This window comes from Phaeodactylibacter xiamenensis (genome assembly GCF_965229835.1).
Classification (GTDB): Bacteria; Bacteroidota; Bacteroidia; order Chitinophagales; family Saprospiraceae; genus Phaeodactylibacter; species Phaeodactylibacter xiamenensis.
The window spans coordinates 1,416,302-1,428,133 of record NZ_OZ245931.1 but is presented as its reverse complement, the minus strand read 5'-3'; the positions used below and the strand labels follow the sequence as shown (position 1 = coordinate 1,428,133).

Genomic DNA, 11,832 nt, shown 5'->3' with positions numbered 1-11,832 from the left:
TTAGTCATACAATAGCAATGCACGTCTCTTTGAGTCCACGGCAAAGGGAACAAATTCACAATCCATGAATGTATTTTTACGAAAGCAAAATCTAATCCTGCTCCTCGTTCTGCTGGGGCTCCCTGCGTTGGGGCTTAGTCAGACTACGGTGAGGGACACGATTTATGAGTCCCAGGGGTACCATCAGATCAACACCACACTTTCCTTTACCTCCGAGCCAAACGATCCGGCATTGGTTTCTGCACCTGAGTATGGCTCTGTAAGCTGGACGGAAGTTTCCCCTTTCAACTACGAGTTGACCTATACACGTACGGATGGGCAGATGGGGGCAGATGATTTCACGATGCTGGTCTGGACCAATGTCTTTTCTTACGAGCAAGTTAATTTTCACATTGTCGTCAAGGCTTCAGCGGTGGAGTGCCTTCACGATCACGCGACCACCAACATCAACACACCGGTTAGTATCGACGTGCTGCAGAATGACCTGACGACCACCGGAATTATTTACCTCAAGAATATTCCGCTGGCCAACAACGGCTTCGCCACTTATTCAGCAACGGATGGTACAATTACCTTCACCCCGAGTACAGATTTTGAAGGTACGGCCTACCTTAACTATGTCGCTTGTGACAGTACAGGGACCTGTGATAATGGCACCGTAAGCATCAGCGTATTGGGCCAGAATGCAAGGCAATCAGACACAACAAGACTTTTTACAAAAAAGAATACAACGCTCCCGGTTTTTATCCCTCAGGAGTATACACTAACACAGTCACCTGCTGAAGGTACCTATACGAATGATGGGTTTATTCCATATTACGAGCCGAACACCGACTTTGTTGGTACTGATTACCTCGCCTTTGATTATCAGGGCGCCGATAAAGTTATTGAAATTGACGTGATGGACCTGGAGGATAATTCCTTCGCGGTTGATGACGAGTTCCATATGACGCCTTTTGAAGGGCAGGTGGAAATTGATGCTTTGGAGAATGACTTCTTTGGTTCAGATGCCAGCTGCGTGCAGTTGCAGGCTCAGCCAGAGTATGGGACCGCCTCCTACAATCCTCAGGCTGACGGGCGGGGCGTATTCCGCTACACACCGCCGGCAGGCTTTACCGGCGTAGATTGGTTTACTTATACTTCCTGTCCTCCGGGCGGTACCGGCAGTCAGTCTGAATCGGCAACGGTGTACGTCTTTGTAAGCAAATACGAGCCTTCTGCTACCAATTTCCGGATGAGTACGCCCAAGCTGACCCCACTTGTGGTGGGCTACAGCGTGCCTATTCAGTCCTATTCCTTTGATATTATCGAGAGCGGTAACCTGGGGTCTACCATTTTCCTGGAAGGTGAAGTGGATACAACCATATTGGGTCAGCCAATCACCGGTCATAACCTCATAATCTACACTCCTAATGATGGTGTAGACAGCGGGCTGGATGAAATTGAACTGGAATACTGCGTTAAGATCAATGGCAGCTGCGCTTATCTGAAGACGGTGAAAATTGATATCGATATCCTGAATATAGGAGACGGCTCCGAACCCATGTGTTTTGATGATTGTATATGGTCCGGCGATGCCAACTTTGACGGCATTGTGGATATGGAGGACCTGCTGACAATCGGTTGGGCAATTGGTGAGGTAGGTGTCCCACGTGCCGATGCTAACCCTGACCTTTGGTACGGCAAGTATGGTGATGACTGGAATGACCCATTCCAAAACCTGCCTATCGACCTGAAGCACCTCGATACAGATGGGGATAGCCTGATTACCGCTGCAGATACCACGGCCATTAGTAACTTTTATGGTAATGCCCACTCTATGACGGCTTCCGTTATCCCGTTTTATGAAGACGAGATCGTGCTGGAAGGTGACCTTTATGTCAGCCCGGGCGATTTGGTAGAACTGAAAATGAAAATGGGAACGCCCGGTAATCCGGCAGAGAATGTCTATGGGTTTACTTTCCCATTCTCTTATAATTCAGACCTGGTGGTACCAGGCTCCGTATTCGTTGATTTTGAATCCAACAGCTGGGTGACCTACAATTCGCCCATTTTGTATATGCAGCGGGATGATCAGGAGGGTACGCTTAATGCTGGCTTTACCCGTACCAATGCAATCGCTGCGAATGGATATGGTACAATTGGGGCTGTAAGTTTTATTATTTCTGACGATTTGGACGGCTTCCGTGACGACGACGGGGCACTAGCCCTGCAGGTTGGCGGCGGTTCTTCTACCGTTATGAATGGTAGTGGCAGTTCTTACGGCATCAATATAGGTGGGGCAACGATCCACATCCGTTTGGATGAGGAAGCGAAAGATGAGCCGCTTGATGCTGATCAGTTGAAACTTTATCCAAACCCGACCAACCGGGACTTCATCAATGTCCACCTGAACGGGCAGCAGGACTTCGAACGCATCGTGGTGCATGACCTGACTGGCCGCCCAATGTTCGACTCCGATAATGTGCTGACGAACCGCATGCAGATATCTGTAGGGGACTTTGCCAATGGTATCTACGTTTTATCTGCCTACACCGAGCGCGGTGTGGTCAACAAGAAATTCCAGGTGATCCGGTAAAGCATGCCGGATTGTCCTTTCCCCGTTAAGCCTTTCATTTCGTAAATCATCGAAAAAAGAGGGTGTATCGGGAAGTATGCAGGAAAAATATATACTATTTTGTACCTGCAAAGCGTTAATAGCGCATCAAACTTGGTAATACATTCATTGTATATACATTCGTGGAATTATAATCATTGCTATTGAGTCGCACAGAAATGTGCGACTTTTTTTTGTGCGATCCTGAGTTTTTTTCACAAGCTAACTTCCTACTGCCTGTTTATTCTTGGCTTCTGCTGCGGATTCGCCGTTTTCATTTTTCACAAACCCTTGTTTTTGTCTTTGTTCTTCCCTGGATAATGTTGAATATTTGTAGTGTGAGAGGGAAGAAATGTTGTCAACGGGCTGCAAAACACCTTTCACCACTAAGATTTGAATATGTTCATGGGATTATAATTTGTTAGTAGTGAGCCGTTCGCTACAATGGCTGAACGGCTTACTATTTTTTATAATCTCCGATTAAAATACAAGAGTACGATTCCAACTAGGTTAAACAAAGGTCGTTTACGTTTGGATACGTACTATTCGTGAGATTTTTTTAGATATGTTCATGGGATTATAAGCTAAGGCTGTGCTTTTCGCACAGCCTTTTTTAATATCCGTACCAATCGCTCCACCACTCTTTCAGCTGCCGCTTCAACTTCTGCTCTGCGGCATTATCCTGCGGCTCGAAAAGCTTTTGCCCCTTTAGTTGATCCGGGAGGAAATCCTGCTGTACAAAGTTGCCTGGGAAATCGTGGCTGTATTTATAGTCCTTGCCATAGTCCAGGTCTTTCATCAGTTTAGTGGGGGCGTTACGGAGGTGCAGGGGCACTGGTAGGCTGCCCGTCTGCCGGACCAGCTGCTGGGCCTGATTGATAGCCATATAGGCCGAGTTGCTCTTTGGGGAGCTGGCCAGGTAGATAGCCGCCTGGGATAAAATAATCCGGCCTTCGGGCAGTCCGACCGCCTGCACGGCCTGGAAAGTGGTGGTTGCCATCAGGAGGGCATTGGGGTTGGCCAAACCAATATCTTCTGCCGCTGATATCAGCAGCCGACGGGCAATAAACTTCACATCTTCCCCTCCTTCGATCATGCGGGCAAGCCAATAGACGGCTCCATTTGGATCGCTGCCCCGGATGGATTTGATAAAGGCCGATATGATATCATAGTGCTGCTCTCCGCCTTTATCGTACCGGCTGATATTCTGCTGTAACTTTTGGGTCACCATTTCATTGGTCACGGTGATGGGCTCGGACGCCTTGCCGTAATTCGTCACCAATTCCAGAATGTTGTAAAGCTTTCGGGCGTCTCCACCGGAGTGGAGGAGTATGGCATCATAATCTTTGATGTTGATTTTCTGCCCTTTCAAAAACTCATCTTCTTTGAGGGCCCGCTCAATAAGCCCGATCAGTTCTTCCTTGCTAAGTGGTTCCAGCACATACACCTGGCAGCGGGAGAGGAGGGCCGGGATGACCTCAAAGGAAGGGTTTTCCGTAGTGGCTCCAATAAGCGTGATGACGCCTTCCTCTACTGCCCCGAGCAGGGAGTCCTGCTGGGATTTGCTAAAGCGGTGGATCTCATCGATGAACAGGATTGGGTTGGGGCTATCGAAAAAGCGCTGGCTTTTTGCCCGCTGAATGGTTTCGCGCACATCCTTCACGCCGGAGTTGATCGCTGACAAGGTGTGAAAGGGCCGGTCAAGCTCGTTGGCGATGATTTTCGCCAGGGTGGTCTTGCCGATGCCCGGCTGCCCCCAAAGTATAAAGGACGGGATTTGGCCAGACTCAATAGCCTGCTGCAAGACCGCGCCCGGTCCTACTAAATGTTGCTGCCCTACGTAATCTGCCAATTGGCGGGGGCGCATCCGTTCTGCCAGTGGTCTCATAAAAAAATATTTTTTTCTTTTCTAACCCAACGCTTCACCCAAATTGCCCGTGAAGGTAACTGAAAGCTTTGCAAAGCTGAATGAATTATCAACAACTGTAGTACAAAAAACGAACATGAAGAAGATTATTACAATAACAACCGCGCTTTTACTAAGCGTTTTTGTTTTTGCTCAGAATCAGGTGACCGTCAGTGGAACGGTTGCCAATACAGATGGCACGCCGGTAGAAGCACTGGTCGTTGAAGTCTTTACCGACTCTCTGATAAGCGGCGGCTTTTTATCCGCTGTTGCCCTTACCGATGAAAACGGCGCCTACTCGGTTGAGTTCACCCTCGATGATGCCGATACGCAGGGATGGGCATACGCCAGGATAACCAATTGTGATCAAAACTTCCTCTTTGGTGACGGGACTTGGTTCCCGGGAAATAGTGAGGTGGTTATTGACTTCACTTACTGTGATGTTCAGATTACCTGTCAGGCTTTTGTTTATCCGGACTGGCAGGATAATGTAGTGGCTGCCACAATGATTGGAGTAGCGCCGTTTAGCTACGAATGGAGCACGGGAGCAACCACTCAGAGTATTGTGCCAGATGGCAGTGGGCTATACTGCGCTACGGTTACCGATGCCTTAGGGTGTACGTCCACTGCATGTTATGATGCAACCGGAGGCAACGGTTCAGATTCCACTTGCGTGGTCAATCTGGTTTCTACCTCAACCGCTGCCGGGTTGGAAATCGAAGCCTTTGCTTACGGGTTGGGCGCGATTGATTACTCCTGGAGTACAGGTGAGGCGACTTCCTCTATCGAAGTAACAGAAGCAGGGACCTACTGTGTGACCACTACGGATGCAGAAGGCTGCGAAGCTACGGCCTGCGCAGATTACTTCCCGACCCCATGTGGCGTTAGTATCGAGATAGGTGCATGGGGCATGGAACTACAGGCATTTCCGGAAGGCGTTGCGCCCTTTGCGTACAACTGGAATACGGGATCCACCTTTTCTTCAACAGATATAGACCCGAATGTGAACTTCTATTCTGTTACCGTTACTGACGCTGCAGGTTGCACGGCCACGGCTACTTACTGGTATCAGGGCGGGACAGACTCCTGCTCTGTTGAGATTATCACAGTTCAGAATGGTACGATGTTGGAAGCCGTTGTTTCCGGGGCGACCGGGGCAGTTACCTATAACTGGAGTACCGGAGCGACTACAGCAACCATTCAGGACGTAGAGCCTGGCAACTACTGTGTGACCATAACGACCGACGATGGTTGTACTTCCACGGATTGTATTTTTATCATTAACCCCTCAGCACCCTTCATCATTGACGGGTATGTTTACCTGCCCGACAGTATTAACGGTGGTGAGATGGAAGGTTGGGTTTATCTGATTGTGTACGATGAGGAAGAAGGCACCCTTACGGCCGTAGACACTACGGAAATGGAGAGCCTGGGCTTTGAGGGCGCAGCGTATTACAAGTTTGATGCACAGCCTGCCGGTGAGTACCTGATCAAGGCTGCGCTGGCACCCGGTACGAATGGGTATGAAAACCATCTGCCAACTTACTACAGCCATGTCCTTTGGTGGGACGAAGCCAATACGGTCACCCTGCCATTTAATGGCTGGGGCTCTTTCAATTTCACCCTGATCCCCGGCGACAACCCTGGTGGTCCAGGATTTATCGGTGGCTACGTTGCAGATGGCGCGAACTTACAATCTGGTGAGATCGAAGTCCGGGGCAGTGAACCGATGGAAGGTGTTTCCATAATTCTGCTGGACGAAGAAGAAAATCCGGTAAGCTATACCTACACCGATGCCAATGGCGAATTTATGTTCCCAAGCCTGGCGTACGGTACCTACAAAGTGGTCATTGAGCACATGGGATACGAGCAGCAGTACTATTGGGTCACCCTGAGCGAGGATAACCCAGGTGCAGAAGGCCTTTATTTTGAAATCGGAGAAGAAAGCATCACCGATACGGACAAGCTGGCTGCGGAAGCTGTACTGTCTGTTTTCCCTAACCCGGCAACCTCCACGCTAAAGGTGGTTGCTGCCGAAATGCAGGGGCAGGGCGCTATTCAGGTGTGGAATGCGCAAGGGCAGATGGTCCTTAGCCGCACGAATGTAGAGATGAGTAGCACCACTACTACGCTTGACGTAAGCACACTGCCTGCAGGAATGTACTACCTGCAAGTCACCGCAGAAGGTCAGCTGCTGACCCAAAAGTGGATGAAACAATAACACCCTTTACGATACGGGCTCAATCAGGGAATACCCGGTTGAGCCCGGTTTTTGCTATTTTACACCAGAACAACCTATTAGTATAGCTTGGAAATAGACCCGAAGCTGATCAAGGATTGCCAGAATGGAAACCGGAAGGCACAGTTTGCCCTTTACCGGCTCTGCTATCCTTTGCTCATGGGGGTTTGTCTTCGCTACCGAAAAAACGAACCGGATGCGGCAGCCATGCTCAATCAGGCTTTCCTGAAAATTCTGGATAACCTGGACCGGCTACCCGGGCATGTGCCCTTTGCGGCATGGGCTAAGCGGATTACTATTAACACCTTGATTGACGATTTCCGTAAGAACCGGAAGGTTAAAGAATTAATCGCCTCCACCTCTATCCAAGACCTGCCGGAAGCGCAGGGCGGGGTGGATTACAATGAGGCAGACAAACAGTTTGACGCGGAGCAACTGGAAGGCTTTATCCGCCAATTGCCCCCAATGAGTTCCAAGGTGTTCAACTTATTTGCAATAGATGGTTATCCGCATACGGAAATTAGTAAGATGCTGGACATCAGTGAGGGGACTTCCCGCTGGCATTTGGCTTCAGCCCGCAAAAAACTACAGGAAATGATACGCAACGCTATGAATGCTTCAAAGATCGTGTGATGATGGAACCAATGGACGAATTTTTCAGGAAGAAAATGGATGGGCGGGACTTGCCCTTCAACGAAGCGCACTGGGTTGCCGCTCAGCAATTACTGGATGACCGCGATGCCCGGCGCGGGGCGATCTGGTGGTGGCGGTCCGGGTTATTGGCCATTGCACTAGCGGTAGTGGTCGTTGCCCTATGGCCTTCTACATCGAAGCCAGGATCCACTGCTTCTGCGACATTATCAGAAAAACCGGTTGCAGAAAAGAAGGCGGTGGAGCGCTCGCTATCAACTGATGTCTCTGCAGAGCCTGATCAGGCTGCCGGTCTTGAAAAGCTTGTTGATTCAGCAGAGGCCGCTGCCGCTGGCGATAAAAAAGAGCCTGTCTTATCGGCTGCATCCACTGGCAGTGTAAAACCGCCACAGATAGCCCAACCCGCAAATAGCGCTCCAAAGCCGGTCGAACGCAGTGTTCAGGCTGAAGCTTTTAAACTCGAAAATGATATCTTTAAAACGCTAATCTCACCGGGAAAAGCACCTGCCGCTGAGTCCACTGCCCCTCCTGTAGCGATGGAAAGTCAGGAAGAGCAACAGCCGGAAAGGCAAATGGTCGCCGTTTTTGATCCAATGCCTGTGCTCTCATTTGCGGTGGAAGGAGGAAGTCGCAGGGATGTGGGCGAATTACCGGATCCTTGCTGGCCGGTCCGCAAGCGCTGGTCTGTACAAACGATATTGGGAGGCAGCCTGCCTGCTCAGGGCAATCAGGCTGGTGCACTGTTGGGGTTGGGCGCAAGCTGGCCGGGGCGTGATGGCTTCGGGCTTTACGCCGAAGGATTATACCGGATCAGGCCGTTGTCTGGTCTGCCAACGCAAGCCTCCCTGCAGCGGACCTACGGGTTCGGCCTTACAGAAAATGCGTTTGAACTGAGGGCCAACAGTCTGCACTATGTCGATGTTAATGCGGGTGCCACCTATGCGCTTGGCCGTCATCAGTTGCACGCCGGTGCTGGTGCTACGTATCTGTTTGGTGCAAGGGGACAGCTGGAGCAGGCGCAAAAGCCGGAAGCTGAGCTGGATTACGGGCCGGTTTCTGCTATTTCAGAAGGGTGGATCGCAACAGAGGGGCTTTCCCAATGGCTGTTCCGGGCACAGGCAGGGTATACATTTGAAATCTTTCCCAATCTACAGCTGGCAGGGCGTGTGCAGTATAGCATTACCCCCATCCTTACAGAAATGGCCCCTGAACAGCCCCGGTTATCCCCGGTTTCATTTGATCTGATGCTTAAATACAAACTATGGTAAATTACAGATGGGCAGTGGTGCTTTTTGGGAGTATGGTGCTTGCCTTTATGGCATGCGATCCGACGGAGCTGCCGGAGCCCACCGATGGTGATCCTGTATTTCGCTTGGAGGGCAATCTCGACAGTACTGCATTTGAGTTGGCTGCCGGAGTAGACAATTATTTTATGTTTACAGAATTGTCCCCTACCAACGATGGGAATTTACAGTCGTTAAGCCGCCTGGAAGAATTAGATTGCTCCACGGACTGCGCTCCCGGCTGGCAGTTTGAGTTCAGTGGTAGCATTGCCGCCCTGGATAGCCTGCTGGGCGTAGGGCAGGTCCCATTCATACAGCCCGGAACTATAATTACCGATACGACCTACACGCTTAATCTCACTGCTAATTCCAGCCACTCTGCCGGCGCACCGGCCCTCAGCCATGAATGGGCTTTTTATGATGGTTCCGCGGCAGGTACCTCTACCGTGGAAAAAGAAATTCCGGGACCGGGGACCTATGAGGTGGAGCTTACCACCATTACAGAGGGCGACTGCCAAAGCTATACCAGAAAAAGTTTCTCTTTTAACACCGTTCAGCAGGGTTGTGAGGTGAGCTTTACCGTTGACACTACGATTCTCTTTGATTCGCTTATCGTGGCAACGTATGATCAGGGTGGGGCCCCCGAGCAGCTTATTTGGCAAGACTCTATTATTAGTCAACCCGGTTCCATTTTTAGCTTTTTACCCCCACAGGGTACCGGTCAGTTTACGCTTTGTTTAGAGGGGCTGTTTCCGGATGATTGCATCGCCGCCTCCTGCCAGACCATTCTTTTACAGCAAGCTTCAGTTTGCCGCAATCGCATAGACGGCGGCATAGAAACTGAAATAAATACAGTAGTGATCCCGGGGCCCTCCAGTGGAGTAGTCATCCGGTATCAAGATGAGCAGGGCAACCTCTATTCCACCGCAGCAGGTAGCCAGGCTCCGTCATTCAGTTTCAGTATTGAAAGTGCCGGGCCTTACGAAAACAACAGCCTCGGACAGCCAACCCTTCAGTTGGGCATCCGTTTTCAGTGCCAGCTATACGATGAGGCCGGTGCGCCCTGGAAAACAGCCGAAGCAACAGGCACCATCGCCGTAGCTATTCCTGACTAATGCGAATTAATGGCTGGTACGGCCTTTATAACTTACCTGCACAAGGAGAAAATTATTCCTTGAATAACCCCTCTAATCTTAGTATCTTTGAAAGGCACTATGAATCACACCCTATTGCTTTGGCGTAGGGAGAAAAATGGTGACTTTTTTGCAACCTTTGCTATTGCAGTGCCGTAAAAGCTGCTATACCCTCCATATACTCCCCGTTCAAGCATACATTCCTATTCCAGATTGAACAAGCAGCAGGCTACGGATGCGCCTTGCATGCCGGTTGTGCATCAATAGTCACTTAGTTTAGCTGCTTTGGCATTTACCTCCCTGAATATGTCCCTGCGTTGGCTACAGGCAGCGCACAGTTAACTATTACGGTCTAATTTACCGGGCATGTATGGCTAACCGTACAAGTCCAACTATGAGAAAACAAAAAAGTATGATACCTGGCCACGTACCCAGGGTGCTGACCTATTCAGGCAGCCCCTATCGGACATTGGAGGAGTTTTTCTTGAAACACCGCCCGCCTGAGCAGGCCTTTCTGATCAATGCTGCCCGCAACAGCACTATCGTTGGGGAAAAAGGGACCCGTCTTACTTTCCCCGCGCATTCGCTTTCCACTACCACCGGTCAACGGATTGACGGACAGATTCAGGTCCGGCTTACAGAAATCAGCAGCCCGCTTGAGCATCTGCTTGCTGCACGGCCCACCGCTTCGGAAGATCGCGTTGTGGATGCGGTCAGCCAGGTACAGTTCAACATATTTAAGGACGGTGCCCCTTTGCAACTCAGCGAGCCGGTGATGATGGAAATTCCGGTAAGCCCGCACAGCGTTCATCCTCCGGGCAGCGCTAAACTATTCGCCCGCAGCCTGCCTACGATACGTTCTGTAAAGAGTAATACTTTACTCGACTGGCGCCCGGTCAAAACCCAGGTGGAAGTACGCAAGGTAGGAAACCGGCGTTACTTTGGCTTTGCGGTGCAGCGCTGCTCCTGGTATCAGTGTGGTCATTTTTACGCCCGAAAAGATGCTAAGGTCATGGTGACCGCCAAAATTATTGCCAATACCGATAGTTTCGAAAGCCAGGAGGCCTTCCTTTGGCTGGATGATTCCAATGTAATCACTAAATTGTACTCCAGTGACCGCCACTTCAGTGGGTTGAATATTCCGCGGCGGGCCTCCGGGCAAGTCATCGCTTATGGGATGTCGAAAGGGCAACTGCATTTTGGTGCTGCCCGCCTGAAAAAAGCTGCGGACAAATTGCTGAATGTTTATATGCGACCCATGGCGGAAGCCGAAATTATCGAAGCTATACAGCATTTATGACCACCCCCGAAGCCTATGTAAGCCTGCTAAAGGATGCCTTTCAAGCCAACGCTAACCCCGGGCAAGCTGCTCAGATGGAGGCCTATATGAAACACAACGCCCGGTTTTATGGGATCAAAACTCCGGAGCGCAAAGCTATCGTCAAAAACCATATCGCTTCTGTGGGCATGCCGGAAGGAGCGGAGCTAAAAGCTGTATGCCGGTTGTGTTTCAAACCTGATGCCCGCCGGGAGCTGCAATATGCCGTCAACGATTTGCTGCAAAAGTCACTCCGAAGGCTTACCCCTGATTTTCTGGATCTCGTGGAAGAACTAATTCCCCGGAATTGTTGGTGGGATACCGTCGATTTCCTTTCTCCCAAAATTGCCGGTGGGCTCTTATTGCGCTTCCCGGAGTACCAAAAAGATTACCCTGACCGGTGGATAGAATCTGACGACTTTTGGTTTCAACGTGCCGCAATCATTTTCCAGTTGGGGTATAAAGAAAAGACAGACACCGATCGCCTTTTCCGCTACATCCTCCGCCGGGCGGACAGCACGGAGTTTTTTGTGCAGAAAGGTGCAGGCTGGGCGCTCCGGCAATACGCCCGAACGGCACCCGAAAGCGTTCGTGGTTTTGTCCGCCAGAACCCTCAACTACCCACGCTTACCATCCGGGAAGCCACCAAGCACCTTTAGCCCCGCCATTATCCATGGTCATTCCTGATTTATAAAACCAGAGCAGA

General features: G+C 50.4%; 8 protein-coding genes. 7 read left to right on the top strand and 1 reads right to left on the bottom strand.

Annotated features, from left to right (window positions below; genetic code table 11):
• The first annotated feature begins 64 nt into the window (after window positions 1–64).
• Complete coding sequence (locus ACO08I_RS05180) at window positions 65–2,578, top strand: Ig-like domain-containing protein (protein WP_421948710.1); 2,514 nt, start codon at window positions 65–67, stop codon at window positions 2,576–2,578.
• A 631-nt stretch (window positions 2,579–3,209) separates the two neighbouring features.
• Here ACO08I_RS05180 and ACO08I_RS05175 read toward each other — a convergent pair.
• Window positions 3,210–4,484 carry a replication-associated recombination protein A gene (locus tag ACO08I_RS05175; protein WP_421948709.1) on the bottom strand — a complete coding sequence of 425 codons (1,275 nt, stop codon included), beginning with the start codon at window positions 4,482–4,484 and terminating at the stop codon, window positions 3,210–3,212.
• Window positions 4,485–4,599: 115 nt separating this feature from the next.
• Between ACO08I_RS05175 and ACO08I_RS05170 the strand changes: the two genes are divergently transcribed.
• From ACO08I_RS05170 to ACO08I_RS05145, 6 genes are all read left to right on the top strand, one after another.
• Window positions 4,600–6,723 carry a T9SS type A sorting domain-containing protein gene (locus ACO08I_RS05170; protein ID WP_421948708.1) on the top strand — a complete coding sequence of 708 codons (2,124 nt, stop codon included), beginning with the start codon at window positions 4,600–4,602 and terminating at the stop codon, window positions 6,721–6,723.
• An 87-nt stretch (window positions 6,724–6,810) separates the two neighbouring features.
• Window positions 6,811–7,374, top strand: coding sequence for an RNA polymerase sigma factor (locus ACO08I_RS05165; RefSeq protein ID WP_044228259.1), 564 nt, complete (start codon window positions 6,811–6,813; stop codon window positions 7,372–7,374).
• Window positions 7,374–8,660 (top strand): hypothetical protein, encoded by a 1,287-nt coding sequence (locus ACO08I_RS05160; RefSeq protein WP_421948707.1) that lies wholly within the window; start codon window positions 7,374–7,376, stop codon window positions 8,658–8,660. Before ACO08I_RS05165 ends, ACO08I_RS05160 begins: the two co-directional genes overlap by 1 nt.
• Complete coding sequence (locus ACO08I_RS05155) at window positions 8,654–9,790, top strand: PKD domain-containing protein (protein ID WP_421948706.1); 1,137 nt, start codon at window positions 8,654–8,656, stop codon at window positions 9,788–9,790. Before ACO08I_RS05160 ends, ACO08I_RS05155 begins: the two co-directional genes overlap by 7 nt.
• A gap of 412 nt (window positions 9,791–10,202) precedes the next feature.
• A complete protein-coding gene (locus ACO08I_RS05150) occupies window positions 10,203–11,108 on the top strand; it encodes a hypothetical protein (protein WP_421948705.1) in 906 nt (301 codons plus the stop codon).
• Window positions 11,105–11,785, top strand: coding sequence for a DNA alkylation repair protein (locus ACO08I_RS05145; protein ID WP_282774256.1), 681 nt, complete (start codon window positions 11,105–11,107; stop codon window positions 11,783–11,785). The genes ACO08I_RS05150 and ACO08I_RS05145 overlap by 4 nt, the downstream gene beginning before the upstream one ends.
• Window positions 11,786–11,832 lie beyond the last annotated feature (47 nt).

What these genes read in the sequence shown, in the direction of transcription:
- ACO08I_RS05150 (WP_421948705.1), top strand. Translation starts at nt 10,203, where the DNA reads ATGAGAAAACAAAAAAGTATGATACCTGGCCACGTACCCAGGGTGCTG.
- ACO08I_RS05175 (WP_421948709.1), bottom strand. Translation starts at nt 4,484, where the DNA reads ATGAGACCACTGGCAGAACGGATGCGCCCCCGCCAATTGGCAGATTAC.
- ACO08I_RS05160 (WP_421948707.1), top strand. Translation starts at nt 7,374, where the DNA reads ATGATGGAACCAATGGACGAATTTTTCAGGAAGAAAATGGATGGGCGG.
- ACO08I_RS05180 (WP_421948710.1), top strand. Translation starts at nt 65, where the DNA reads ATGAATGTATTTTTACGAAAGCAAAATCTAATCCTGCTCCTCGTTCTG.
- ACO08I_RS05155 (WP_421948706.1), top strand. Translation starts at nt 8,654, where the DNA reads ATGGTAAATTACAGATGGGCAGTGGTGCTTTTTGGGAGTATGGTGCTT.
- ACO08I_RS05170 (WP_421948708.1), top strand. Translation starts at nt 4,600, where the DNA reads ATGAAGAAGATTATTACAATAACAACCGCGCTTTTACTAAGCGTTTTT.
- ACO08I_RS05145 (WP_282774256.1), top strand. Translation starts at nt 11,105, where the DNA reads ATGACCACCCCCGAAGCCTATGTAAGCCTGCTAAAGGATGCCTTTCAA.